Source organism: Brumimicrobium sp. (assembly GCF_048268645.1).
In the GTDB taxonomy this organism is placed as follows: Bacteria; Bacteroidota; Bacteroidia; order Flavobacteriales_D; family Crocinitomicaceae; genus Brumimicrobium; species Brumimicrobium ulvae.
Genome location: NZ_JBLWVE010000003.1, coordinates 85,148 through 110,825 on the forward strand (window position 1 = coordinate 85,148; position 25,678 = coordinate 110,825).

The following is a 25,678-nucleotide window of genomic DNA, read 5'->3' on the forward strand; positions in this document are numbered from 1 at the left end:
AAGCGTACCAATAAATTAATATTGCGTATCTTGTTCAATCATTTGTACTATTTAGAAAACTTAAAATAATATGGGGAAGATTATTGCCATTGCAAATCAAAAAGGAGGTGTTGGAAAAACAACTACAGCTGTCAATTTAGGAGGTAGTTTTGGGGTATTGGAGTATAAAACTTTGATTGTAGATGCAGATCCTCAAGCAAATGCAACATCTGGAGTTGGTTTTGACCCAAGTCAGACCAGAAATATTTATGATTGCTTAATCAATGATGTACATCCTTCTGAAGTCATCTTAAAAACAGAAAATCCTAATTTGGACATCCTACCTTCTCACATTGATTTGGTTGGAGCAGAACTGGAGATGATTAATATGCCAGGACGTGAATACCTTATGAAGAAGGTTTTAGACAAGGTAAAAGACAGCTATGACTTTATCCTTATTGACTGTTCTCCTTCTTTGGGATTGATTACAGTAAATGCACTAAGTGCGGCCAACTCGGTAATTATTCCTGTACAATCAGAATACTATTCACTAGAAGGATTGGGGAAACTTTTGAATACCATCAAAATTATTCAAGGACGTTTAAATACAGATTTGGATATTGAAGGGATTTTAATTACACTTTATGACACCAGGTTGCGTTTAGCGAATCATGTTGTGGAAGAATTAAAAACCCATTTCCAAGACTTGGTTTTCGACACTGTCATTCACAGGAATACCAACTTGGCTGAGGCTCCATCACACGGTGCTACAATCATCATGCATGACGCAACAAGTAAGGGGGCTGTGAATTACCTGAACTTGGCAAGAGAGATTATACAAAAACAAGAAGCGACAAAATTAACAGACGACAACAATAAAATTTCATTAGAAGATGAGCTCTAGTTCTAAAAAACGACCAGCACTTGGAAAAGGATTAAGTGCACTATTAGAAAGTTCTTTAACGGATATTACCTCTGAAGATTTATCTGATGCATCCGTATTGGGATCGGTTGCTTTGTTGCCAATTAGTGCAATCGAAGCCAACCCATTTAATCCGAGGACACATTTCGAAGAAGAAGCCTTACAAGAGTTGAGTGACTCTATTGCAACCCATGGTATTATTCAACCAATTACTGTACGGAAATTAGGACGTAGCAAATATCAACTTATTTCAGGGGAACGTCGATTTAAGGCTTCACAAATGGCTGGATTAAAAGAAATTCCTGCTTATATTCGTGTTGCAAATGACCAAACAATGCTTGAGATGGCATTGGTGGAAAACATTCAAAGACAAGATTTGAATGCCATTGAGGTTGCGCTTTCTTATCATCGTTTGATTCAAGAATGTAACTTGACGCAAGAAAAATTAGCACAACAAGTTTCTAAAAGTCGTACATCGATTACCAACCATCTGCGTTTGCTTAAACTTCCTGCTAAAATTCAATTGGCTGTTAGGGAAAATGAAGTTTCAATGGGACACGCAAGAGCCTTAGTTGGAATTGATGATACAGATAAACAAATTGAAATTTTCGAACGTGTCATTAATGAAAAGCTTTCTGTCCGTGATCTAGAAAATATTTTACGTGAAGAAAAAAACAACAACACAGAAGAAAAGAAAAAAAGTACGGCTAAACCTGTCGTTACCGAACAACAAAGTCAATTCACCAATGGATTCTCAGAAAAAGTGGCTGCAAAAGTTCAAATCAAAAAACAGCCTTCTGGAAATGGTAAACTGATCATTAATTTCAACTCTGAAGTTGATTTGAATAGAATAATTGAAATACTGAACGAATAAAAGAATGCGATTAATTCTTGCTCTTCTTCTTTTTACCCCTTTCGCAATCAATGCCCAAGAAACCGATGCAGAAAAATCTGGTGATCTGGATACTTTGAGCGTAACGTTAGTAAAAGACAGTACGCATTCCCCAAAAAAAGCAGCATTGCTATCTCTTGTTCCAGGAGGGGGTCAAATATACAATCACTTGGCAATGCCAAAGGGAAAGAAAAAAGCATTTTGGAAAATTCCTATTATTTACGCTGGATTAGGAGCTACTGGTTATTTCGCCATTCAAAATCATTTGACGCAAAAAACATTAAAATCAGAATATTTATTCAGGGTTGAGAAAGGGTATCCCAACCCAGACTTACCAGCGTATGCAGCTTATGATAATCAAGGAGTACTTACGCTTTTTGAAAATGCTCGTACGAACAGGGACTTAATGATATTTGCCTTCATCGCGGTTTATGGATTGAACATCCTTGATGCACATGTTGAAGCCCACTTTGTGAACTTTGATGTTTCAAAAGACCTTACGTTAAGTCTTCAACCAAGAATGCACGATTTCAAAACTCCAGGACTTGCATTGACACTTAATTTTCGTTAATTAAAGTCGATAAAATGCAATAGAAAAGTAAATTTGTAAAGCTTCAAAAAACGAATGAAATGAAAGTGGTACTAGTTGGATATGGAAAGATGGGAAAGGAAATCGAAAAGATTCTTCTTTCGCGTGGTCATGACATTATTGGTAAAGCTACTGAAGAATCACCATTAAACGATGCTATGATTAAGGATGCTGATGTTGCCATTGATTTCTCAACACCACATTCAGTGCTTGAAAACATCGACTTCTTATTGCGCAACAACATTCCAACGATTGTTGGAACAACAGGTTGGAATGCATCATATTCAAAAGTAAAAACACAAGTTGAATCTTGCAATGGAGCACTAGTACACGCATCAAACTTTAGTATAGGCGTTAATTTATTTTTCAAACTGAACGAGCAATTGGCCCAACTAATGGAGGAATATGCGGAATACACTCCGAGCATCACCGAAATACATCACACTGAAAAGTTAGATGCACCAAGTGGAACAGCAATTACTTTGGCCGACGGATTAATTCACAACTACAGTAATCTTACCGATTGGTATTGTCCAACCGCTAGTTCATCAAGCACTCATAAAAACAGCAATAATCAAGTCCAAGAAAAGTCCTTGAAAATTGAAGCCCTACGTGAGCACGACGTTAAAGGTACACACCGCATCGATTATACATCAACAATTGATACCATTTCTATTCAACATGAAGCACACAACAGAACAGGATTTGCTCTTGGCGCTGTGATTGCCGCAGAATGGATTCAAAACAAAAAAGGAATATTTACAATGAAAGATGTATTACAACTTTCTTAAAAATTAAAAACAATGTCTGCATTATATTATTATTTATTTTTTCTGATCTATCCTTACATCGCAATGTGGTGGAAGAGTTTTCCTAAAGCTGGACGCAAATCATGGGAGGCACTGATTCCAGGTTACAACTATGCCATTGCTTCAAAAATTGCTGGTCAACCTGCATGGTGGGCCTTTTTAATGGTCATCCCAGGAATTCATATTGTAATGTGGATGGTATTTAATGTTAGCTATATCCGTAAACATGGATTCTTCTCATTGACCGATACTTTACAAGGAATTTTCTTCCCTTTCCTGATTATGGCCAAGATTGCGAATGACGAAACTGTTCAGCCAACATTCACCACAGATTGGGAAAAGCAAACTGATATTGAACGCAGAAAAAACGGAGATCACTTGGTCCTCTTTTTAACTTTACCCATTATCGGACATGCCGTAGCATTAACTTTAGGCTTATTACAAAAGAAGAAAAAAGGACGCAAAACAATCATCAAAGAATGGGGAGACAGTATTTTATTTGCCTTAGTTGCTGCAAGTGGAATTAGAACCTATGTTTTTGAACCTTTCCAAATCCCAACTGGATCCATGGAAAAAACATTATTGGTGGGAGATTTTTTAGTGGTGAATAAGATGACCTACGGTTCGAAAGTTCCTGTTACTCCTCTCTCCTTCCCGCTTGTACACAATACCATTCCATGGGTTGACATCAAGTCATACACGACATTGGAAAAATTAGAATACACTCGTTTACCAGGTTGGTCGGAAGTAAAAAACTACGATGTTGTGGTATTCAATTATCCTTCTGGAGACACTGCTGTTTATGACCCAAGAATGCCAAATGGATTAATGGGGCACGATTATCATGGTATTGTAAACAGTGAAGCCCGTAGGTTATTTGAAACGTCAATTGACAAGAGTAAAATTCCTGACCGAAATCTTGAACTTCAAAAAAGAAGAGCACAGTTGTCCGAAAAATATGAAGAGTCAAAGCTGGATAGTGTTATGGCAATAGAGCAGCAAAAACTCGAAAAAAACATTCAAAAAATTGTCAATAATTTGTACCAAGATTTTATAGACGATTTCGAATCTTGGAAAGACAAAGCACGTCATGAAATTGCAGTCAACAAGAGAACTTACTCTAATTCAGAAGAAAGAGTAATTTCGCATTATGGAGTTGTTTATCGACCTGTTGACAAGAGAGAAAATTACATCAAACGTTGTATTGGAATTCCTGGTGACTCTATACGAATAGAGGATGCACAAGTTTATGTGAATGGCGAAGCTGCTCCAATCTTCGAGCATCAAAACTTACAATACATTGTTTCTAACATTTCACTTCCTTCTCCTCAAGTAATGAAAAGTAAGTATGGATTAGAACTCAATAGAGATTATTATAGTAGTAATGGAGGAGCGATGAATCTTACAGAAACAGAATTAGCTACATTAAAGTCAAAATACCCTTCAGCTCAATTCAAACTGTACAATCGATTAATTGCTGATGTTTCTAAACAATCTCCAGGTGAGAAAGTAGGGAATTTACAATATTATCCAAAGTCTTTTGACCATAGCAATACAGAATCTAACTTTTCTACTTTTTGGGTTCCAAAGAAAGGAGAAACAATAGAATTAAACCCTTATACTGTCACTTGGTACAAAAGAATTATTACGGCTTATGAATTACATTCCTTTGAAGAAAAGGATGGTCAATATTTCATAGATGGAGAACTTGCAACACATTACACCTTTGAAATGGATTATTACTGGATGATGGGAGACAATCGATACAACTCCGCTGACTCTAGAGTTTGGGGATTTGTTCCTGAAGATCATATTGTTGGAAAAGCATCGATGGTTTGGTACTCAAAGCATCCAGCGGGAGGAGTTCGTTGGGAAAGGTTATTTACTGGCATTGAATAATGATTTATTCTTCGAATTATTTTGGTACCATCCCCTACTTTCAATCTATTGCACAGCGCAATGAGATAGCGATTGATTTGTTTGAACATTATAAAAAACAAACATGGCGGAACCGTACCCAAATCTTGGAAAGCAACGGTCCAATGTACCTCAGTGTGCCCGTAATGCGTCCCAATGGAAGTAAAAGTCCAGTGAAAGACATCCTGATTACCCACGACATAAATTGGCAAAAAGACCATTGGAAAGCAATAGAAAGTAGCTATAAGCACGCCCCTTATTTCTTTTATTATGGTCCGCAGGTCAAAGCATTAATTTATCAAGAAGAAAACGAGCTTTACAAATTCAATTTAATTATTCTTAAACAGTTTTTAAAATGGTTAGATTTAGATATTAAAATCTCTTTTACTTCGGACTACGTAGTTCCAGAAAACTCAGAAGATCATCGGATTGCTTTAGACAAAAAATCTTTCGAAATAGTTCAAAAACCATACATTCAAGTTTTTTCTGATAAATATCCATTTTATCCCAACTTATCTATTCTTGATTTGATCATGAATCAAGGTCCTTTAGCAAGAAACTATCTCCTTCCTCAAAAAAGGTAATAAAATTATCAGATCAAAACCCCTGTATATCAACGTGATAACATTATCGGTTTGAAATTTAACATATTTTCTATAATTATCACTTGCACGGAAGTAATATTTAAGTATCTTTACAGTGATTTAGGTGGTTAGGTTAGGTTGATTAGCGAGAGAGAAAGGACGCCTGTCCATTCTCTCTCGCGCTTTTTAGGGGTATTTGTTTTTTAAAACACATCCTTTCAATCACCGATTACGTCATCGTAACATTTCTTTTTAAAATCGCGTTTAAATTTTTTCAAATCGTCTTCACTAATAGCATTCGGAGTTGTCATTACCAATAAGTCAACTAATTCACCCTGTTTTCTAAGTGGCAATTGTTGGTATGGATGCAAGTTTAAGATAAATCCAAGTCGTTCATAAAAACCAATTCTACGTTGGTTCATTTCTGTAGTTGGCGGCTCGACTTCTAACAAAATATTGTCAGGACTTTCAGCAATAAAATCCAATAAAATAGACTTCCCGTAACCTTTTCCTCTATGGAGATCTAATGTTGCAAAGTGTTCAATAAATTTCAATCCATCAAATTGCCACCAAGCAATAAAGCCGATGAACTCTTCATCTTTATGGATCACTTCAAAATGATAATCTTCATGTTTTAAAACTACTTCTTGAATATCCAGTTCTCTTTTTTCATTGGATGGAAAAGCATTTTGATATAGGTTCCAGGCCATTTTAAAGTCAGAATGAAGTGTTGAGGTATGTCTTGTTCTTTTCATTTCGCGTATAATAACAAAGCATAAAAATAGGGCCGATTTTTCAATCGACCCCAGTGTTTTTTTAATAAAATATGAATGGAAATAGTTACACTACTTAAATTCTTTTTGTATTCATTTTCACATCATCTGGCTCCTCTTCTTCTGGCTCATAAAGATATCTTTCTTTACTGTCATCCATTTCATCCATCCACTCAGTATGGTGTTCCGCAGCCATCGTTCCAGTAACAACACTCTGAAAAGTTTTATCCCTATAGGTAAGAATATTTTCTTCTTTATCATTGAGCCATTCTTTGAACATTTCAGCTACTTTATCAATATTGAACTCAGGATAATCCGAAAGTTTTATGATGTCCTTGATATAATCCGATTGGAAATCAACATGATCATGCCCTGTTTCCAGTTTATCATTTCTATCCAACCAATAATCGATGTCTTTTCTTCTTTCTTCAATTGAAGGCAGTTTAAATTCTCCTAACATGTAGTCACGTGCTAACCATGCTTGAACATCAAACATATTAAAAGTATAATATTGATCTTGCATCCCCAGATAAATTAACTGTGGTAAATCATTAAAGAAAACACCTTTATAAAGATGATTAGGGTATAAGTTGTTCTTCGTTTTCAAGCGCATCTCATCTGGAAGGAATGGGAATTTATGCTGATATCCTGTACACATAATAACTGCGTCAAAACGTTCAGATTCACCATTTTTAAAGTGCGCTACGTCATCTTCAAAATGCGTTACCAGAGGCATTTCCTTAATTCCTTCTGGCCAATCAAGACCAATTGGGTTCGATCTGTAACTTAACGTCACCGATTTCGCACCGTGCTTATGACATTGTACTCCGATATCTTCGGCAGAATAGCTACTTCCAATCAATAATAAGTTTTGATCTTTGTATTGATCTGCACCTCTGAAGTCATGGGCATGAATTACATTTCCTGGGAAGTTTTCGATTCCTTTAAAGTAGGGCATATTCGGCGTTGAAAAATGCCCTGATGCAACAACGAGGTAATCAAATTCTTCAGAATAGGTTTTATCGTTTTTTAAGTCATCTAAAACCAAAGTAAACTTTTTAGTTTCTTCATCAAAACTCACCCATCTTGCAGTGGTATCAAAACGAATATAATCCCTTACATTGTCTTTTTTAATTCTTCCTTGAATGTAATCAAAAAGAACAGGACGTGGTGGATAAGATGAAATGGGCTTTTTAAAGTGCTCATCAAAAGAGTAATCAGAAAATTCCAAGCATTCTTTTGGACCATTCGACCATAAATATTTATACATACTTCCGTGAATTGGTTCACCATACTTCCCTACTCCAGTTCGCCAGGAGTAGTTCCACATTCCACCCCAGTTACTTTGTTTTTCAAAACACACTATTTCAGGGACTTCTACGCCCTTTTTTTTAGCTGCTTCAAATGCTCGAAGTTGTGCTAAACCACTAGGTCCAGCGCCGATAATACCTACACGTTTTTTACTCATAATTTTATATATTTTGACGACACTCCACAATTTGCACAAGGAGTTCGACTAATTAATACTTACTTTTTAATAAAAAAACTGCTTTTTAAGGCAGAGAAAAGTTCAATTAAACTTTTTTCTATAGAAATAACTGAGACATTATGTCTGTTATTATAACGATTAGCTGCCCAGTAAAAGGGGGAACTAAAAAAGAGAAACAAGAGGGCCATTTGCGGCTTTTTCTCTTAAAGTGTTTTTCAAAAACCTGTGCAAACATAGTGAATTGTTAGCGATTTTCCTAATTTCATTTCTTTGACCCACTGATAATCTTGGATATGAGCCCTTTCTGATTGGTAAATTCAGCATACAGAACACCACCTATATGCAACAAAATAAACGGAATTAAATAGAATAATGATTTGACATGGAAAAACTCCATAGACTTCTTAAATTCTTTTGGTCCCAATGAAATAATAAGACCTGTTACCAAAGAAATCACCACACCAAAATAAAATAAGATATACACCCACCTTTGAAACTTTTCCTTCCTCGTGATGTGATGCTCAAGTGGATTTTGAAACTTCATATACCCCAAAATAGGCAGTGTAAAACGAATTAAAAACAAGGCCGTTAAGACATAACCCACATAAATATGCCAATTCCACATTGGTTTTCTAATTTGTTTTCCTAGTTGAATGAGTTCTTCTTCAGATAATTGTTGATTTTTAGTCGTCAAAAAGTCACCAATAATTTCAGCGATATTAAATTTATTGAGCCACGTCATGCGCAGGAATATGGTCAGTAAAAGAAAGGTAAAGCAAATGGCAATAGCCCAATGTATTATTCTATAAATGCGCGAGTAGGATTTCGTTTTCATGGGAAGTGTATTACGATGACAAAAATAGTTCATTGCAAAATTAAATACCTAAATCTAGCACTTAGATTCTATATAAATAAGGAGGTAAGACACTCGAACTGAAATGAATCACTTAATCGTGATGGGCTCACCTAAGAATTTTGGATTAACTCCAAAAAAACAATCAATAACAGCTTTACTTCTGGCAAAGTACTCTCTAACAGCTGTTTTAAATCCGTAAGATTTAGAAACATCTTTGGCGTTAAATCCTACAGCATCAATTCCATTTTTCTCTGCCAAATAAATCGCTCGTTCATTATGAAATTTTTGAGAAATAATAGTCAACTTAACTTGTCCGAATATTTTTTTAGCCCTGACAACGGAATCCAAAGTTCTAAAACCAGCATAATCTAAAAATATTTTTTCGGCAGGAATACCGCGTTTTACAAGTTCTTCTTTAAACGCTTCAGGTTCATTATAATATTGTGTACTGTTGTCTCCACTGACAAGTACAAATGCTATTTTTCCACTATTGTACAATTCTACAACAGCATCTATTCTGTATTTAAAATACAAATTGATTCCACCTTTGGCCCTATATTTGGCTGTCCCCAAGACCATTCCAACGCGATTTGATTCAATTTGATCTGTATCAAAATAGGTTTTACCTTCCGCTGTATTGACGATAATTTGATTCGAAACAATTGCAAATACTAAAAGAAATACCACCAGCAAGACTGTTATTAGCAGAACTTTCTTCTTCTTCCTTTGAATAAATTTTATAAATCTATTTTTCAATTCCTTTAACTGTTGTTTTCATAGATGAAAATCTTCTAAGTTTGAAAACTTACACTGATTCAAAGATGAAAATGTTATTATTGTTTTGTCAGCTTAAAGTAAGCAATGAATGCTTTGAACATTTGTTTTCTTATTGCTGGTTAAAGTTAGTTCTTAAGAATCATAAATCCAATCTAAATTTCAGAAATAAAAATGAGATTTAATGCTCAATTTAAATGATGGTCTTCTTTAATCCTTCTAAAACAAAATACCACATGTAATGCCACATAGACCTTGTTGGGTCGCGCTCAAAATCTTTAATTTCACTGTTTTTTTTAATCGGTGGATCAAGCAGTTTACTGGCCACAAATGAAACTATTTTTCTTTCCTTTCCTTTTTTATTATAAACATCAAGTTCAATGTTTTGGGACTGAACCATAAAAGTTCCGTGGGCGGTACCTCTAGATTTCATGTGTGACTTTAACTCTGTTATTTTCCCACTCAGTTCGACATTCACTGCAGGTCTCAACATGCTATTCACAGCATTAGTTTCGATGTTTTTGGCGTGGACGTCCATGATAAAAGTTTCTATTTTAGCCAATTGATTATAAGCAATATCAACCCCTACCATAGATCCAGGACTGACACAAAAAGTACCTTTTAGAATAGCATTTTTGTTTTTTTCTGGAAGGTTGTGAATATTAAAGAGTTGAACATTCACGTCAAAAAAGTCCATCGTGCTGAGTTTTCGATCTTCTCCAAGCATTGAATAAGTGATTTTTGAGTTTTTTGTTTCCAAAATTTCACCATCGATTTCGAAGTTCAATTGTTGAACCATTTGTCCATAAGTCAACTTATGCTGAGTGTTTTGTGGAATGGTTTTATCCCGATAAACATCTAAATTCAGTGAGTCAATATTGATTTTATTAAACAACACTTTTTCCAATTCGTTATTGCGCAATACAAAATCAACGCTATCTAGGATTATTCCATGTGCAAAAAACGAGACATGATCTTTTTGTTGTGGGATATGATGAATATATTCTGTTTTTGAATAACGTGTCAAAACACTGAAAGTATCCAATTGTAAAATGTTGTTACTATAGGTTAAGTTCATCAAGTTCAAATCGTGAATATCCTTTGTTTTATAATGCAAGGATTGGAGATTCACCCTGAGCAATTGATCAAAACTAATGTTTTCCAAATCTTTTAACTCCGCACTTAATTCAACACCTTTGGCACTAATCAAGGTGTCCTTTTCCTCAATAGAGTATATATCCATCTCACTAAGTTCAATCGATTTCAATGCAAAGGGCCGAGATGCTCTTTTCTTTTTGGAAACTTCACTAGAATCTGAGCTAAGCTTATAATAATTAACCCTCACTCCTTGTGCTTTAGACGATTTTACAATAATGGTATCAGAAAAAATAAGGTTAATCAGTCCAATATCAAGTGCCACATCTTCTATGCTTACCTCTACCTTTTGGTTTTTAAAGTTTACCTCTCGCAAAGAAACATTCCCTAAAAAGTTCATTTTAAACTCGCCAAAACTCAATTGCTCCTCTTTTTTCAGCTGTTTTTCGATATAAGACTCCACCAAAAACACACCTCCAATACAAAGTAAAATCAGGACAGAGACAGCAAGTAGTATTCTTTTTAGTGCTTTCATAAATAAGTTTGAATCAAAATAGTAATATTAGGAATAAGAACCTTAGGAAGTATCTTAATTATCATTAATTCTTGAAACGAAGTTAAAAATATTACGAAATTTCTTCAATTGAAATCATATCACATTTTTAAAACTAAATTTGTTTCAGAAAAAACGCCCGTGGAGATAAAGTTAGAAATAGTACACGAAGACGAACAACTGATCGTGATCAATAAACCGGCTGGACTATTGGTTCACAGAACAAAAATCGCACGAGATGTGCAAGAGTTTGCTTTACAATTATTGCGTGACCAAGTTGGTTACCAAGTCTTTCCTATCCACCGTTTAGACAGAAAAACATCTGGAATTTTATTATTTACCAAGCAGAAAGAATTTGTTCATCCCTTTCAGTTGGTTTTACAAGATCAAAAGACACAAAAAAGATATATTGCTATTGTTCGCGGTTATTTTCCTGAATCTATAACGGTTGATCATCCACTAATCAATGATGAAGGCAAAAAACAAGACGCTTTAACCCAATTTAATTTACTAAAACACACTGAAGTTCCACTTGCTTTTGGGAAATTCAACACTTCACGTTATTCATTGATAGAAGCCTTTCCCCAAAGCGGTAGAATGCATCAAATTCGCAAGCATTTAAACCATCTCCGCCATCCCATCATAGGTGATCGTCCACATGGATGCAACAAACAAAACGCTCTTTTTTTAAAAGAGTATGGTCTAAAAAAGATGTTACTTCATGCCGAAAGTATACATTTTTCACATCCATTTACAGATAAAATAATAGAAGTTAAGGCGGCCTTACCAGCCCATTTTAATCAAACCATTTCTGATTTGAATTTATAAAATATAATGTACAAAAAAGTGTGTTCTGATTGCTCAAAACACACCTAGTTATAAGATTAAAATAGATGACTACTTGTTGCAGTGATCAAAGTAAGTCTGAACATGAATAGGGAATTCTTTCCACACCGACTCTGAAGCATTATATTTCTCTACAGCTTCTTTACAGTCACCATAAAGTTTAGCTCCTTCTTTTTTATATTCTTTTTTGGTGTAGTAAACAGCTGGTGCGTCTCCTTGCTTAACGTAGTATGATTTATCAAGACCTCCAGCTACAGTAATTCCCCCTGGAGAAAAAGAAGCACCTTCACGTGCTAACGGGTCGAAATAAACTCTGATATCACCTGCTGATGAAGTGTTTACCAACTGTAGAATTCCAGTAAAAACTTTTTTCTTTCTCTTGAACTCCGTAGTTTCAAAGAAAGCATAACCATCTTTCATCAAACCTGGATCTAAATCTGTTTTACTCCACTTGTCAACAGTAGTTGCTGTCTCAATTGCTGAAGATATTTTTTGCAATCCACTTGGAGCAAGGTACATGTGTTGAATTTTATCTGAAAGGTATTCTACTTTCCCATTGTCATTTTCAATAGTGATACTCACAAAGTTTCCTCTTTTTCTTTTCAACTTCTTGATCAAACCTTGTACTTCAGTCCCATCTTTTAATGTGATTTTTGCTGGTTTCTTTCTAGAAAATCCATCCATTCCTGTCGTAAAACTTTGTGCTCCTACTTGAAAAGTAAACGAAATTGCCAATGCGGCCAATAATAATTTAATGTTTTTCATAAGTAATTGTGTTAATTTAACCCATAAAAATAGTAGATTAAAGAAGAAAAGCATTACCATTTATCATTTATAATTGAAAAATGTATTAATCAATAAATAGTTTTATTAGAACAACCCTAACTGTCCATCACTTTCAAGACACTCCGTTCGTAAATTATCATTCAATTCAACAGTCCCTTGCTTTAACCATAGTTTTGCTTGTGTTGCATCCATAATGAGCGGCATTCTTTTCTTAATATTATGAATTTCGGCCATAATTTCATTCGCTGAAGTGGTCAATAATGAAAATGAATTAACTGTCTCACCACTTTTGGGGTTTTCCCAAGAGCTATAGAGACCTGCCAATCCAAAGACTGCAGTGTCGTTTAAACCAATACGGTATTTTTCTTTTCGTTTTCCTCTACTGTCCAACCATTTCCATTCATAGAATCCTGTTACAGGCAGGACGCATCTTTGCGCTGTAATTTCTCTAAAAGAGGCGACTTCATTTATGGTTTCCAGCTTTGCATTCAAAGTATGTTTTCGAATGTCTTCTGTTTTGGCCCAATGTGGAATTAGCCCCCAGTTTAAAAATTCAAAAACTTCGGGTGAGTCACTTTTTAAAACCGGTAGCAAAGGAAATTCAAAGCCATTGATGATGTCTTTCGGTTGATACAAAGCAGGCATTTTAAACTGCGCATTAAACTGCTCGGTTAATTCTTTGATGGTTGCTTTTTGCTGGACATTATAACACATTATTTACTCTTTAAATGAAAAAAAGAAAAATTACGGGAGTTGTATTCATTCTCAAAGAGGTGGGGATAATATTTCTCCATTTCAGCATTCATTAAATCAACAGGAACATCATCAAATTCGCCATAAAAATGAGTGTACTCCATAAACTTTTGGCTTCCTTGATAAGCTTGAAATAAAGCATCCTCTTCTCCTTCCCATTCTAATGGTTCAACTCCAGAGACCTTACAAATTAGTGGGTCAAATGCTGGAGTAGACTTCACCCATTTCCCATCAATATAGGCTGAAACATAACCATGAAAAACGATTTCTTCACGACGCAAAGCCTGCGTCAGTTTTTCAACACCTATATGGTTAATAACAATTCCATAACCTAATTTTGAGGGAATCCCTAAAGCCCTTAAACCTGTCGCCATAACGATAGACTTCTCCACACACCAGGCTCGACTTTTCTTTGAAATAGTACTTGACTTCAAAGCTTCAGGACGCAAATCTAAATGATATGGATTGTAAATAAATCCGTCCCTTACCTTATAATAAAGCGCTACAGCCTGTTCCTTTTTTGATTTGGATAAGTCAATATCTGCAATTAACTCTTTCGTGCTTTTATCATTCACCTCTAAAATTGGCGTAGATCTTAAGTACCTTTCTTGCTCCTCTTTGGTCATGGTTCAAATTTACCAATATTTAATGATGAAATAAATACTGCTCCGATGAAATTAAGCTTAGTAAGGTTAACAGCATAAAAGATCAACCATCTCACTGACAACTGTAACTTTTGTTTCACTCCTTAAGTTTAGTTATATTTAAATTTGAAACAAACAAATCAAAATAAAGATGAAAAAACTAATCCTTACCCTCATTACACCATTGTTTTTCATGGCCTGTAGCTCACCTGAAGATGGACAAAATCTTTCAAATGAGGATCAAAAGACAGATTCCATAATGATTAATCAAGAGCTCAGTAAAGAAGAGTTAGAGCGCTACCGAGAAATAGGAATTCAATATGCGAGTACTACGCAAAAGGCTTTGGGACAAAAATTAACTCAAGCATTGTCCAAAGGAGGTGCAGAACACGCCCTTCAGTTTTGTAATATTCAAGCAATGCCTATCACAGACAGCATGGCTAACCTTCACAACGCTGAATTATCAAGGGTTAGTGACCGACCACGAAATCAAAGCAACACAGCAAATGCAAATGAGTTAGAACAAATAGCGCATTTCAAACAACTCCTTGCTGATGGAAAAGTTGGTGCTGAACTTCAACCTAATATAAAAATTGATGGAGATCAAGTTCATTTTTATTCGCCTATTGTGACCAATGCAATGTGTTTACAGTGTCACGGTTCCAAGGAAGAAATGATACAGCCTGAAACACTTGCATTAATTTCGGACTTATATCCAGAAGACAAAGCTACAGGATATCAAGCCAACGAAGTCAGAGGGATTTGGAGTATTATTTTCGAAAAACAGTAGTTCATAAAAAAATAGAGGCATGAAAAAGCTAGGCTTAATTGGAGGTACTTCGTACCATTCAACAATAGATTATTATAGAATGATCAACGAAAAAGTAGGTGATAAAATCGGTAGAGATCAAAATCCTCCTTTAATTTTATACAGTTTGAATATTGCATTGATGCGTTCTGGTGATGAGGAGAAAATCAAAAATGAATACCTAAGAATTTCAAAAGAATTAATTTCCATCGGAGCAGAAGGAATAATAATTTGTGCCAATACTCCACATATGGTTTATGATTTTGTACAAGCCAGAATTAATGTCCCGATTTTACATATTGGTCAGGCCATTGGTGACTTTGCAATAAAGAACAACTTTAAAAACCTAGGATTATTAGGCACTAAGCCTACTGTTAAAAAGAAGTTTTTAGAAAATTATTTAAAAGAAAATTATCCTTTAGAGATCACACTTCCTGAAGAAAGTGAAATTGATCAAATACACCATTATATTTCAAAGGAATTAACCCAAGGTGTGTTCTCAAAAGCGTCAAAAGAGTATTTTTTAGAACAAATGAAATCTTTAGAAAAAAAAGGCGCAGATGCTATGATTTTAGGGTGTACAGAATTGCCTTTGCTCATTAAACAAGAAGAAATAGAATTTAATTTAATTGACACTACGGGTTTACATGTTGACTTAGCGGTTAATTTTATCCTTGGTCAATAAAAAATCAACTATTTCTAAATGAATGTATACACGAAAAAATAAGAGATCGTTCTTAAAAACTGGGGAGGAATTTATCCTCACTTATTGAGCGAGCAAGTGATGGATTTAACCACTTTTGTACTTAAAACTTTAATGAAACAGTTTGTTCTAATTGTTGAATAAAGCCGTTAAAACGGCTAATATTATAAAGTCTTAAATTATTAAATGCGGGATTCATCCCGCATCAATAGGTGTCAAGCATTTATGTTTAATCTCCAACATTTAGTCTTGACCCAAAATAAGTTTAAAAAGAATCTTGAACCATAAAATATAACCGGGTAAACATCAATTTCCCCCTAGTACTAATCCATGATTCTTAAAATCGAGGATTTAAATGACAATCGAATTATCAGTGGTCAAGGTTGACTTAATTCAAAACTTGAAAACATAGCTTGAGCAAAGTGCCTTAAACTTCAGCGTTTTTCCTTTTTTAAGACACCTGTTTTTCTTTATTATTCCATCTTTCTACTCAGTAGAAGAATAAAAATCTTTCAGTAATATTTTCCTATAAATAACGGTGAGGAAAATAGCATAAGTCAATGCCATCACCATCAATCCGAGCAAAGAGAACACGAATAGCGTTTTTGCAGACAATGCACTTTCCGTATCAGATTTAATGTCCCGAACAATTTCCTCTTTGGTCATCACCCTAAACTCTGGATTATGCACACGCAATGTATCGACATAGGCTTCACTTTCCATTTCTCCATAAATAATGTCCATTCTTTCGGTTACTCTATTTTCAATAAAAGAAGGATTAATGTCATCATAATAAAAGAACATGAATACCGAAACAATCAAAACGTAAGGTGCACCAGCTGTCAAGGCATTTTTTATATCAGACAAAGGAGTTCCTGTTCCGAAACCTTCTTTCTTTTTTTCGTAATACAAGCCAAGACTAATGGCCAATAAAAGAAAAAGATTGTTGATTAAACCCGGTTTTACAACATCATCTTGAAAGATGTTAAAATACAGGAAGATCAATTTTAAGAGCATCCACGCTCCTGAGAACAAGAGCGCAAATTTTAGGGCTGGTCGCATAATTATCCGTTCATTGAAACTAAAAACTCTTCGTTACTTTTCGTGTCTTTCATGTGGCTTTTCATAAATTCCATTGCTTCAATTGGGTTCATATCTGCAATATGTTTACGCAACAACCATACACGTTGAAGTGTTTCTTTATTCATTAATAAATCTTCACGACGGGTACCAGAGGTTAAAATATCGATAGCTGGATAAATACGACGATTTGCAATTTTTCTATCAAGTTGTAACTCCATGTTACCTGTTCCTTTGAATTCTTCAAAAATTACCTCATCCATTTTAGAACCAGTATCTGTTAAGGCAGTTGCAATAATCGAAAGCGAACCACCATTTTCAATTTTACGTGCCGCACCGAAGAAACGTTTTGGACGTTGGAGAGCATTTGCATCTACCCCACCTGACAAAACTTTACCAGAAGCTGGAGAAACCGTATTGTAGGCACGAGCCAGACGAGTTATAGAATCCAATAGAATACATACATCATGACCACATTCCACCATTCTTTTGGCTTTTTCGAGTACCATATTGGCCACCTTTACGTGCTGATCCGCTGGCTCATCAAAAGTTGAAGCAATCACTTCAGCATTTACACTTCTGGCCATATCTGTAACCTCCTCAGGACGTTCATCGATCAGTAAAATAATCAAGTATGTTTCAGGATGGTTTGCAGCAATTGCATTGGCTACATCCTTAAGCAAAACAGTCTTACCTGTTTTTGGTTGAGCTACGATCATACCACGCTGTCCTTTTCCAATTGGAGCAAACAAGTCCATAATTCGAGTAGACATTGTTTCATCGCGATGGCCCGTTAGTTTAAACTTCTCATCAGGAAATAAGGGTGTAAGATATTGAAACGGCACGCGGTCACGAATAAAAGCTGGATCACGTCCATTAATAGAATCAACCTTCACCAAAGGGAAGTATTTTTCACCTTCTTTTGGAGGGCGAATTGTACCATATACTGTATCTCCTGTTTTTAGTCCAAATAATTTAATTTGACTGTGGCTCACATAAACATCATCTGGAGATGACAAGTAATTGTAATCTGATGAGCGTAAGAAACCAAAACCATCAGGCATCACCTCTAAAACCCCTTCAGCAGTAACAATTCCAGAAAGGTCATACTTCTTTTCTCTGGCTTTTTGATGATCTGATTTGCGGTTTTGATTAGGGTTATTGTTTTGTTTATCGTTATTTCTTTGCTTTCTATCGTCACCACTAGCTTTTACAAACCCCTTTCTTTCACGGTCCTTATTGTCTTGACTTTTATGGTCATTCGACTTGTTATCTCGTTCTTTATAACGCGGTGTTCTTTTATTTTCAACCTTTACATCTTTATCCTCTTTTGAAGGACGTGGTTTTCTTTCCTTTTCTGTAGAAGAAGAAAAAAGGTCTTGATCTTTCGATGGTGTTTTTTCGGTCCCTTCTTTATTTGACTTTTTGGCAGTATCTTCTTTTACTGAAGTCGACTTTGGAGTAGAGACAGTTCTTTTACGTGTTCTTGGTTTCTCATCAGTTTTGGTCGAAGGAGATTGCTCCCCCTCTTTAGCTGGTACCGACTTAGCTTCAGTACTTTTAGCTTCACCGCCGTTAACTATTAAGTCTATCAATTCTCCTTTTCGGAATGATTCTACTTTTTTTATACCTATTGCTTTTGCAATAATGCGTAATTCAGGAAGCTTCTTCCCGGCTAATTCGTCTTTTTTCATTTATATGAAATAATATTATAAGAGATAACTATAAAGGTTGTAATATATTCTATAGAGAGTACCGCAGAGTTGCGATGTCACAATAATACAAATATTCTTTCTTATAAAACAAGGAATAGAAAAAAAAGATTGATTTTTTTAATGTAAAGGGTTTCATAATAAGCAAAAAAGCCCTGAAGTATTCTCCAGGACTTTAATGAGTTTAAGTTAGTCTACCCTATCAATAAGGTCTGCTTATTTTTTCACAAATTGCTTTACCATTTCTTCACCTTGATCATCTACGATGACAAACAAATAAACTCCTCTTGACAATTCGGTTACATCAAAAACAGTTTGTGTAGCAGGATAAGATTTTACAAGTTTTCCTACATCCGAAAGGATCATTATTTTCTCCCTGTTAACTAAAGGACTTTGAGCAATAGTTAAAAAGTCTGTGGTTGGATTTGGATACAATTTAAAATTGAACATATCCTCTTTTGAAACCCCAAGATTTTCGGTTCCTTCAACAATCAAAACAGAATTATTAATCGCAGGATTATGAATCATGTCTTTTGTACCTGAAGGCCACCAAACAATTAAAGAATCAATTTCATCTGCTGTTCCTAGTCCAAAATGAGCATTAAGTGTATTCATGTATCTAAATCCAACACCACTGCGAATTTCTCGAATTTGTTTTCCCCAAGCTCCGTAAATTTCGATTCTCGCTCCAATACCATTGCTATTGCTTTCCATTCCTTGAAGGTTGACTTTTAACCAATTATTATCATTCCCACCGTTGGTATAGATGGTGTTTCCAACCCTAATATCTAAAAAGCCATCGTTGTTTAAATCACCAATTGGACCATTATTCACGTTTAAAAGAACAGGAGTGAAAGTCATATCACCATTGTTGAACATGATTTTTCCACCACCACCAAGAACATCAGCGAAACCATCGTTATCAAAATCATAAGACACGTGTTCGATATTGAGTTCAGTATAGGTATCCCAACCACTACCTGCGGTAACATCTGTAAATGTTCCATCTCCATTATTCCTCATAAATTTATGGGTTCCATCGGCTAAAGATGACGCACCAACAATAGCATCCATATCTCCATCGTTGTCAAAGTCGTTCCAAGCACTTGACCAAGTCTGAACTGAATCGGCCATGTTTGCATCTACAGACACATTCGTGAACACACCATTCCCCTCATTTCTGAACATTTCATTAAATCGCGCAGTAGACTGACCTCCTCTACATTTTGCTACAAATAAATCCATATCGCCATCATTATCATAGTCTGTCCAAATTGAACCATAGTATCCACCTTCGTCATGGTCACCTATCCCACCTTGATTGAATTGCAGATTTCCAGCACCATCATTCATGTAGAAAACATTAGGGTCAACATCATGACAAACGAAAGCATCTAAATGTCCATCGTTATCTATATCTACAAAGTTACTGCGTTGAGAAAACACATATTCAGGACCTTGGATAACGTCATATTGTGTTCCATTGCTATTCGCTTTCAAAAATGTAACTCCACTTCCACTTCCATTTAAAATATCATTGTACCCATTTTTATCAAAATCTCCAACTGCCAAGCTCCATGTTGCAACATAATGCACACTATCATGAGCAATTTCTGTATAGGTAAATCCACCTCCCGTATTTTGGTAATGTAATTCTAAGGTATCACTACCGACAGCAATTAAATCATCCAAATAATCTCCATTCATATCGGCAATACCATAAGCTGCTCCTTTAGAATGTACAGCTAAGGATGAGGATGTAAAAGTAATAGGTGGAACAACAGGCTCTGTGTAAGGATGTTCCTCTAATTTAAAATCAAAACCATTGGCAGACCACCTATTGTCAAAACTGATGAGATACGTTGATCCTGCATAAACATTAAAAGTAACCTCCGATAAATAACCACTTCCACTATCGTCATCCCCAGCCAAACATGACAAAGAACCGCAGACTCCTGTATAAACATGCACTCGGGTATCCCCTCCGTAATTTACAGTTAAATCAGATGAAACAACAATTGTATAATCACTTGAAGGCGTATAGGAGAACCACTCAGCAGCTGATGCTCCCGCACCATTTTGGGCACAAATTGGGCTTGGAACATCTGTTCCAATAAGGGTATCGACAGTATAAACTCCAGCTGTTATCACCGTTGGATTATTGCAATTTGATTGCGCATAACTTAAAAATCCTGCAAGGATGAAGATTACGCTTATTGTATAGTTCTTATAATTCATAGTGTTTAATTTATTGACAAATTTCTGTTAGGGAGTTAATGTATTCTTCTAATAAATCCACGCCTTCGGTATGTACAATTGATCGTCCCAGCAAAGGCATTCTCACATTTTGATCTGTTGCTTTTAGGCGGTAAAACAGGACTGAGCGTTCGGTATTGCCTGGAGAGATAAGGTAAGTTAATGCAGAGTTAATAAATTCGTCTGGCTCTACACAAACCCCCATATTGTCATCTAAGCTGGTTTCTGAATAGGCCAACCTTAAGGGTCTATAATCACAATGGCTTCCTGCTTGGTGACAATGAGCACAATTGATATCTAAATAAGACCTAACTCTTTTTTCTAAAGGAGCGGTCATGTCATTATAATCCACCAAACCATCAATTGAAACCGGCAATGAATTTTCTAGATAACCTTGACTGATCAGGTATTGCAATTGATTTTCCGGACCATTTCCATAATCATAATCCACATTTAAGTGTTGTGGTTTTACGCCAATAGGAATAGGCTGGTTATTTGATTTATGACATACCATACATTCTGTATCCGATGGGATACGATAATCAGCGGACATTACTTGCCCATCTTGAAGCCAAGAAATAGGCAGAGTACTCCCTGTCATGTCCAGATATGCTTCATTTTGTTCTTGATTCCATACATACTCTGCAAAAATCCACCCTGATGATTTTTTAATCATCACACGTGTTTCGATCAGTTGTGTATTTCCTGATGGCTGCACATCATCATAATAAAAGGTCTTGATTAATGCAGTTCCTGTAGGCATGTCCAACAACTTATCGTCGCTGACATAACTTGATTTTGTTCCTTCAGGCATCCAAATAAAACGTTTCTTTTTAGCATAATCAGTAAATAATTTACTTACAGGTTCGTATGGAATTACGCCCTCTGCAGGGATATGGTCAGCTAAAACACCATCAAAAAATTGATATTCAGAAAGGGTATTATAAGGAACTGCCGTTAAATCGATATTTACACCATCTACTGACGGCTTTGTGACTGGGGTAATTTCTGAAACTTCTTTTTTACAAGAAAATAAGATCAGACCTATGAACAGTCCGGTAAAAAAAGGTGCAATTTTGTTTATATGCATGTAGTGTTTTGCTTTTCTATCAATAAAAGTAGAATTAGTAATTAAATATTCCTAATAAAATTTAATGACTTTAGAATAACGTAAAAAATAAATTAAGGTTGTTTATATATCCAAAAAAGAGTAGCACTCATTTCTAGATACTGTTTTTTTTATTGAAACCAGGGCAACAGAAGAATTATATTTGTTTTATTTAAAATAGATCTTTTCTCACAACCTATTCGTTATCTAGGAGTTGAGATCCAATCAAAATTTATTTTGAATATTTTTTAAAATAAATTCACTTAAAAGGTCTTTTAGAAATAAAAAACACTTATATTTGTCCCCGCAAAAGAATAACGATTCTTTAAACAAAATTGACAAGAAACATTATCAATATAAGCGAGAGTAGCTCAGTTGGTAGAGCACAACCTTGCCAAGGTTGGGGTCGCGGGTTCGAATCCCGTCTCCCGCTCGATATACAATTTATTGATACAATAAAATAATAAACACCTTCCTGCTCGGGTGGTGGAATTGGTAGACACGTTGGACTTAAAATCCAATGAACATAAGTTCGTACGGGTTCAAGTCCCGTCCCGAGTACAAAAAACAGAGTGAGAATAAGAGCGAAAGCTAAAATTCCACTCTGTTTTTTACTTTATACTGTTCTCTCATAATTACTTTTCCCTTTAACTTTTAAGGATTTCGAAAGCCAAGTTCAACCTTCATATTTTCATTTATCCTTTTCTCATAAACTCAATCTCTATCATTATTAGGGATAAACACATGTCCTTCTCAATAAGGAATCGTCCACATTTTGTATTCTCCTGGAATTTGATCTGAAGCTTTTTTTTAACACTTTAGTATTTCTGTCGTTACCAGGAGCTTGACTACATTCAGTACATTTAAAAATCAGCATTACTTACATTATTAATAATGTTTCTTTTAAAATGATCAAAGCATGGTTCTCGATTTTTTTAACCGAAAACATTACGAATCGAATAACTTCCTTGTGAATACTTATTGGCATCCGTAACAAAGCTGTTCTCACCAAGAAGAAACTTCCCTTCGTGAATTAATTCTACTCTTATTCCTGTTGCAGCAAGTAATTATTAAAACTATAATTACCAATCACTTACCCTTCCCCACCTTCTTCTTAATCTCATTCAATTTAAACAATGCTTCAACTGGCGTTAAAGTATCAATGTCCATATTGGCTACTTCATCTCGAATACTCTCCAAGATAGGGTCATCTAATTGAAAAAAGCTCAATTGCATATCCGCAGCGTTTCCCGCTTCTTTTACCTTTTCTCTGTCTGAACCACGATTGGAGGTCTCTAGTTCTTTCAACATTTTAGTAGCACGTTCTATGACAGGATTAGGCATTCCTGCAAGTTTTGCAACGTGGATTCCAAAACTATGCTCGCTTCCCCCTTCAATGAGTTTACGCAAAAACAATATTTTCGTTCCTACTTCTTTTACAGAAACCGTATAATTCTTAATCCGTGGAAACTTATTGGTCATTTCATTTAACTCATGGTAGTGCGTAGCAAAAAGTGTTTTACAATGCGCTTTAGGGTGCTGATGAATGTATTCAGCAATTGCCCAAGCGATTGAAATTCCATCATATGTACTTGTTCCTCGACCGATTTCATCCAGCAAAACCAAACTACGGGGAGAAAGGTTATTCAAAATACTGGCTGTTTCATTCATTTCAACCATGAATGTTGACTCACCAGAAGAAATATTATCCGAAGCACCTACCCTTGTAAACACTTTATCAACAAGTCCAAGCTTTGCTGACTTTGCAGGAACAAAACATCCCATTTGAGCCATTAGAGAAATCAAAGCAGTTTGACGTAAGATTGCACTTTTACCAGACATGTTTGGTCCCGTAATCATGATAATTTGCTGGGTTTCATTGTCTAAATAAACATCGTTTGGAACATAGTCCTCTCCTACTCCAAGTTGATTTTCAATAACAGGATGACGGCCATCTTTAATATCGATTGCATACCCTTCGTCCAATTCCGGACGATTGTAATTATTTGCTTTTGAAACTTTCGCAAAAGAAGAAAGGCAATCCAATTGACCAATTAAAAAAGCATTAAACTGTATTGGATTAATATAGTCGGCCATAGCCAAAACAAGTTCGGTAAATATTTTTCGTTCTATGAGGTCTATTTTATCTTCCGCTCCAAGTATTTTCTCCTCATAAACCTTTAGTTCTTCAGTGATGTATCGTTCAGCATTGACTAAGGTTTGTTTACGAATCCATTCTTCAGGTACCTTATCCTTATGCGTATTTCGTACCTCTAGATAGTATCCAAAAACATTATTAAAAGCCACTTTCAAACTTGGAATCCCTGTTCGTTCAGCTTCTCTTTTTTGTAAATCTTCTAAAAATGAACGGCCTGAATTAGACAATTTACGCAATTCATCCAGTTCAGCATTGAATCCGTCAGCAATAACCTTCCCTTTACCAATCTGCACTGCAGGATCATCATCTAATTGCTTTGTAATTAAATCAATCAATTGTTCACACGGATTCATTCGATCTGCAATACTCAACAAAGCTTTCGAATTGGTTTTCTTTAACAATTGCTGTATTGGCGCTAATTCCAGAAGGGTATTTTTCAATTGGTTGACTTCTTTTGGATTTACCTTTCCAACCGCAATTTTGGAAGCCAATCGTTCCAAATCATAAATATTACCTAGGCGTTGAGACAATTCAAAAGCGAGTTCCTCATTTTTAATCAAAGCATTTACAGCATCCAAACGAGATTCTATAATTTTCAATTCTTTCAAAGGTAAAACCATCCAACGTTTCATCATTCGGCCACCCATTGGAGTAATTGTTTTGTCCAGTACAGACAATAAAGTCGCTCCATTTTCATGCGGTGAATTAATAAGCTCTAAGTTTCTGGTTGTAAATCGGTCTAACCAAACATATTTATCCTCTTCAATTCGACTAATTTTAGAAATATGTCCTAGTTCTTTGTGCTGAGCTTCAGAAATATATTGTAGAATTGAACCCGCTGCGATTATACCTTCTGTTAAATCTTCTACTCCAAACCCTTTCAAGTTCTTTGTTTGGAAATGTTTATTTAAAGATTCACGTCCAAATTCTTCTGTAAAAACCCAATCTTCTTGACGAAATGTATAGAATCGGTCTCCAAATAATTCTTTAAAACTTTGATCTTGTTGGCGCGAATACAGAACTTCACTAGGTTCAAAACCTTGCATCAATTTGTCAATATACTCGGAGTTCCCTTGAGCAATTAAAAATTCTCCAGTTGAAATATCTAAAAAAGCAACACCATGTTCTTTTCTTCCAAGGAAAATCGAGGCCAGAAAATTATTCTTATTGTGTTCTAAGACCTGATCATTTAAAGCTACACCTGGGGTTACCACTTCAGTCACTCCACGCTTAACGATTTTTTTGGTCATTTTTGGATCTTCCAATTGATCACAAATAGCAACACGTTCACCTGCTCGAACTAATTTTGGTAGATAAGTTTGTAAAGAATGGTGTGGAAACCCAGCCAATTCAATGTGGGCAGCTGTTCCATTTTTTCTTTTCGTTAAAACAATACCTAATATACGAGAAGCTTTAATGGCATCCTCTCCAAAAAGCTCATAAAAATCTCCTACACGAAACAAGAGCATCGCTGTCGGGTGTTTCGACTTGATCTGATTGTACTGTTTCATCAGTGGTGTTTCTGCCGGTTTTTTTTCTGTCTTTGTTTTCGCCAAAATGAAAATGTTTGTGTTAATTTGCAATCGGTAAAC

22 protein-coding genes and 2 tRNA genes are annotated in these 25,678 nt (G+C 35.5%); 11 read left to right on the top strand and 13 right to left on the bottom strand.

All coding sequences use genetic code 11. The annotated features are described in order from the left end of the window. Positions 1–70: 70 nt before the first annotated feature. From ACN0U3_RS04425 to ACN0U3_RS04450, 6 genes are read left to right on the top strand one after another with little or no spacing between them, the layout of a single operon-like run. Positions 71–883, top strand: coding sequence for a ParA family protein (locus ACN0U3_RS04425; protein WP_299201795.1), 813 nt, complete (start codon positions 71–73; stop codon positions 881–883). Then, on the top strand, positions 873–1,775 hold the full coding sequence (locus ACN0U3_RS04430) for a ParB/RepB/Spo0J family partition protein (protein ID WP_417265292.1): 903 nt from the start codon (positions 873–875) through the stop codon (positions 1,773–1,775). Before ACN0U3_RS04425 ends, ACN0U3_RS04430 begins: the two co-directional genes overlap by 11 nt. A gap of 4 nt (positions 1,776–1,779) precedes the next feature. After that, positions 1,780–2,364 (top strand): DUF5683 domain-containing protein, encoded by a 585-nt coding sequence (locus tag ACN0U3_RS04435; RefSeq protein WP_299201789.1) that lies wholly within the window; start codon positions 1,780–1,782, stop codon positions 2,362–2,364. 59 nt (positions 2,365–2,423) lie between these two features. Next, entirely contained in the window at positions 2,424–3,173 is a 750-nt protein-coding gene (dapB, locus tag ACN0U3_RS04440) for a 4-hydroxy-tetrahydrodipicolinate reductase (RefSeq protein ID WP_417265293.1), read from the top strand. A 12-nt stretch (positions 3,174–3,185) separates the two neighbouring features. Continuing rightward, positions 3,186–5,090 carry a signal peptidase I gene (lepB, locus tag ACN0U3_RS04445; RefSeq protein ID WP_417265294.1) on the top strand — a complete coding sequence of 635 codons (1,905 nt, stop codon included), beginning with the start codon at positions 3,186–3,188 and terminating at the stop codon, positions 5,088–5,090. After that, on the top strand, positions 5,090–5,692 hold the full coding sequence (locus ACN0U3_RS04450) for a WbqC family protein (protein WP_417265295.1): 603 nt from the start codon (positions 5,090–5,092) through the stop codon (positions 5,690–5,692). Before lepB ends, ACN0U3_RS04450 begins: the two co-directional genes overlap by 1 nt. A gap of 218 nt (positions 5,693–5,910) precedes the next feature. Here the strand turns inward: ACN0U3_RS04450 and ACN0U3_RS04455 are convergent, their stop codons facing one another. The 5 genes from ACN0U3_RS04455 to ACN0U3_RS04475 all read right to left on the bottom strand — a co-directional run bounded on the left by ACN0U3_RS04455 (position 5,911) and on the right by ACN0U3_RS04475 (position 11,214). After that, on the bottom strand, positions 5,911–6,447 hold the full coding sequence (locus tag ACN0U3_RS04455) for a GNAT family N-acetyltransferase (RefSeq protein WP_299201777.1): 537 nt from the start codon (positions 6,445–6,447) through the stop codon (positions 5,911–5,913). Between the two features lie 94 nt (positions 6,448–6,541). After that, positions 6,542–7,933 (bottom strand): flavin-containing monooxygenase, encoded by a 1,392-nt coding sequence (locus tag ACN0U3_RS04460; RefSeq protein WP_417265296.1) that lies wholly within the window; start codon positions 7,931–7,933, stop codon positions 6,542–6,544. Between the two features lie 283 nt (positions 7,934–8,216). Next, positions 8,217–8,789 carry a cytochrome b/b6 domain-containing protein gene (locus ACN0U3_RS04465; RefSeq protein WP_417265297.1) on the bottom strand — a complete coding sequence of 191 codons (573 nt, stop codon included), beginning with the start codon at positions 8,787–8,789 and terminating at the stop codon, positions 8,217–8,219. Between the two features lie 108 nt (positions 8,790–8,897). Further along, entirely contained in the window at positions 8,898–9,497 is a 600-nt protein-coding gene (locus ACN0U3_RS04470; protein WP_417265298.1) for a SanA/YdcF family protein, read from the bottom strand. A gap of 280 nt (positions 9,498–9,777) precedes the next feature. Beyond that, on the bottom strand, positions 9,778–11,214 hold the full coding sequence (locus ACN0U3_RS04475) for a hypothetical protein (protein ID WP_417265299.1): 1,437 nt from the start codon (positions 11,212–11,214) through the stop codon (positions 9,778–9,780). A 159-nt stretch (positions 11,215–11,373) separates the two neighbouring features. Between ACN0U3_RS04475 and ACN0U3_RS04480 the strand changes: the two genes are divergently transcribed. Next, positions 11,374–12,060: a pseudouridine synthase gene (locus ACN0U3_RS04480; protein ID WP_417265300.1), complete on the top strand. Its 687-nt coding sequence runs from the start codon at positions 11,374–11,376 to the stop codon at positions 12,058–12,060. A gap of 69 nt (positions 12,061–12,129) precedes the next feature. On the opposite strand, the gene ACN0U3_RS04485 is transcribed toward ACN0U3_RS04480, so the two are convergent. From ACN0U3_RS04485 to ACN0U3_RS04495, 3 genes are all read right to left on the bottom strand, one after another. Beyond that, positions 12,130–12,843, bottom strand: a complete 714-nt coding sequence (locus ACN0U3_RS04485) for a hypothetical protein (RefSeq protein WP_417265301.1) — start codon at positions 12,841–12,843, stop codon at positions 12,130–12,132. Between the two features lie 105 nt (positions 12,844–12,948). After that, positions 12,949–13,578, bottom strand: a complete 630-nt coding sequence (locus ACN0U3_RS04490; RefSeq protein WP_417265302.1) for an SOS response-associated peptidase — start codon at positions 13,576–13,578, stop codon at positions 12,949–12,951. Continuing rightward, on the bottom strand, positions 13,578–14,243 hold the full coding sequence (locus ACN0U3_RS04495; protein WP_299201748.1) for a transglutaminase-like domain-containing protein: 666 nt from the start codon (positions 14,241–14,243) through the stop codon (positions 13,578–13,580). The genes ACN0U3_RS04490 and ACN0U3_RS04495 overlap by 1 nt, the downstream gene beginning before the upstream one ends. 169 nt (positions 14,244–14,412) lie before the next feature. Between ACN0U3_RS04495 and ACN0U3_RS04500 the strand changes: the two genes are divergently transcribed. Beyond that, entirely contained in the window at positions 14,413–15,051 is a 639-nt protein-coding gene (locus ACN0U3_RS04500) for a Tll0287-like domain-containing protein (protein ID WP_417265303.1), read from the top strand. 19 nt (positions 15,052–15,070) lie between these two features. Further along, entirely contained in the window at positions 15,071–15,754 is a 684-nt protein-coding gene (locus ACN0U3_RS04505; protein WP_417265304.1) for an aspartate/glutamate racemase family protein, read from the top strand. A gap of 504 nt (positions 15,755–16,258) precedes the next feature. On the opposite strand, the gene ACN0U3_RS04510 is transcribed toward ACN0U3_RS04505, so the two are convergent. The 4 genes from ACN0U3_RS04510 to ACN0U3_RS04525 all read right to left on the bottom strand — a co-directional run bounded on the left by ACN0U3_RS04510 (position 16,259) and on the right by ACN0U3_RS04525 (position 21,910). Continuing rightward, positions 16,259–16,834 carry a hypothetical protein gene (locus tag ACN0U3_RS04510; RefSeq protein WP_417265305.1) on the bottom strand — a complete coding sequence of 192 codons (576 nt, stop codon included), beginning with the start codon at positions 16,832–16,834 and terminating at the stop codon, positions 16,259–16,261. A gap of 2 nt (positions 16,835–16,836) precedes the next feature. Beyond that, positions 16,837–18,546, bottom strand: a complete 1,710-nt coding sequence (gene rho / locus ACN0U3_RS04515) for a transcription termination factor Rho (RefSeq protein ID WP_417265306.1) — start codon at positions 18,544–18,546, stop codon at positions 16,837–16,839. 234 nt (positions 18,547–18,780) lie between these two features. Continuing rightward, positions 18,781–20,802, bottom strand: coding sequence for an FG-GAP-like repeat-containing protein (locus ACN0U3_RS04520; RefSeq protein ID WP_417265307.1), 2,022 nt, complete (start codon positions 20,800–20,802; stop codon positions 18,781–18,783). Positions 20,803–20,812: 10 nt separating this feature from the next. Next, the gene (locus ACN0U3_RS04525; protein WP_417265308.1) at positions 20,813–21,910 is read right to left on the bottom strand and encodes a hypothetical protein; all 1,098 of its coding nucleotides are present in this window, start codon (positions 21,908–21,910) and stop codon (positions 20,813–20,815) included. Positions 21,911–22,288: 378 nt separating this feature from the next. Here ACN0U3_RS04525 and ACN0U3_RS04530 point away from each other — a divergent pair. Both ACN0U3_RS04530 and ACN0U3_RS04535 read left to right on the top strand, forming a co-directional pair. Beyond that, a tRNA-Gly gene (locus ACN0U3_RS04530) sits at positions 22,289–22,361 on the top strand. A gap of 44 nt (positions 22,362–22,405) precedes the next feature. Then, positions 22,406–22,489: transfer RNA gene (locus ACN0U3_RS04535), tRNA-Leu, on the top strand. Between the two features lie 528 nt (positions 22,490–23,017). Here ACN0U3_RS04535 and mutS read toward each other — a convergent pair. Continuing rightward, positions 23,018–25,597, bottom strand: coding sequence for a DNA mismatch repair protein MutS (gene mutS, locus ACN0U3_RS04540; RefSeq protein WP_417265368.1), 2,580 nt, complete (start codon positions 25,595–25,597; stop codon positions 23,018–23,020). Between the last annotated feature and the right edge of the window lie 81 nt (positions 25,598–25,678).

Bases quoted from the DNA above. Each gene is read 5' to 3' on its own strand.
- ACN0U3_RS04425 (WP_299201795.1), top strand. From the start codon at position 71: ATGGGGAAGATTATTGCCATTGCAAATCAAAAAGGAGGTGTTGGAAAA.
- ACN0U3_RS04430 (WP_417265292.1), top strand. From the start codon at position 873: ATGAGCTCTAGTTCTAAAAAACGACCAGCACTTGGAAAAGGATTAAGT.
- ACN0U3_RS04435 (WP_299201789.1), top strand. From the start codon at position 1,780: ATGCGATTAATTCTTGCTCTTCTTCTTTTTACCCCTTTCGCAATCAAT.
- dapB (WP_417265293.1), top strand. From the start codon at position 2,424: ATGAAAGTGGTACTAGTTGGATATGGAAAGATGGGAAAGGAAATCGAA.
- lepB (WP_417265294.1), top strand. From the start codon at position 3,186: ATGTCTGCATTATATTATTATTTATTTTTTCTGATCTATCCTTACATC.
- ACN0U3_RS04450 (WP_417265295.1), top strand. From the start codon at position 5,090: ATGATTTATTCTTCGAATTATTTTGGTACCATCCCCTACTTTCAATCT.
- ACN0U3_RS04455 (WP_299201777.1), bottom strand. From the start codon at position 6,447: ATGAAAAGAACAAGACATACCTCAACACTTCATTCTGACTTTAAAATG.
- ACN0U3_RS04460 (WP_417265296.1), bottom strand. From the start codon at position 7,933: ATGAGTAAAAAACGTGTAGGTATTATCGGCGCTGGACCTAGTGGTTTA.
- ACN0U3_RS04465 (WP_417265297.1), bottom strand. From the start codon at position 8,789: ATGAAAACGAAATCCTACTCGCGCATTTATAGAATAATACATTGGGCT.
- ACN0U3_RS04475 (WP_417265299.1), bottom strand. From the start codon at position 11,214: ATGAAAGCACTAAAAAGAATACTACTTGCTGTCTCTGTCCTGATTTTA.
- ACN0U3_RS04485 (WP_417265301.1), bottom strand. From the start codon at position 12,843: ATGAAAAACATTAAATTATTATTGGCCGCATTGGCAATTTCGTTTACT.
- ACN0U3_RS04490 (WP_417265302.1), bottom strand. From the start codon at position 13,578: ATGTGTTATAATGTCCAGCAAAAAGCAACCATCAAAGAATTAACCGAG.
- ACN0U3_RS04495 (WP_299201748.1), bottom strand. From the start codon at position 14,243: ATGACCAAAGAGGAGCAAGAAAGGTACTTAAGATCTACGCCAATTTTA.
- ACN0U3_RS04500 (WP_417265303.1), top strand. From the start codon at position 14,413: ATGAAAAAACTAATCCTTACCCTCATTACACCATTGTTTTTCATGGCC.
- ACN0U3_RS04505 (WP_417265304.1), top strand. From the start codon at position 15,071: ATGAAAAAGCTAGGCTTAATTGGAGGTACTTCGTACCATTCAACAATA.
- ACN0U3_RS04510 (WP_417265305.1), bottom strand. From the start codon at position 16,834: ATGCGACCAGCCCTAAAATTTGCGCTCTTGTTCTCAGGAGCGTGGATG.
- rho (WP_417265306.1), bottom strand. From the start codon at position 18,546: ATGAAAAAAGACGAATTAGCCGGGAAGAAGCTTCCTGAATTACGCATT.
- ACN0U3_RS04520 (WP_417265307.1), bottom strand. From the start codon at position 20,802: ATGAATTATAAGAACTATACAATAAGCGTAATCTTCATCCTTGCAGGA.
- ACN0U3_RS04525 (WP_417265308.1), bottom strand. From the start codon at position 21,910: ATGCATATAAACAAAATTGCACCTTTTTTTACCGGACTGTTCATAGGT.
- mutS (WP_417265368.1), bottom strand. From the start codon at position 25,597: ATGAAACAGTACAATCAGATCAAGTCGAAACACCCGACAGCGATGCTC.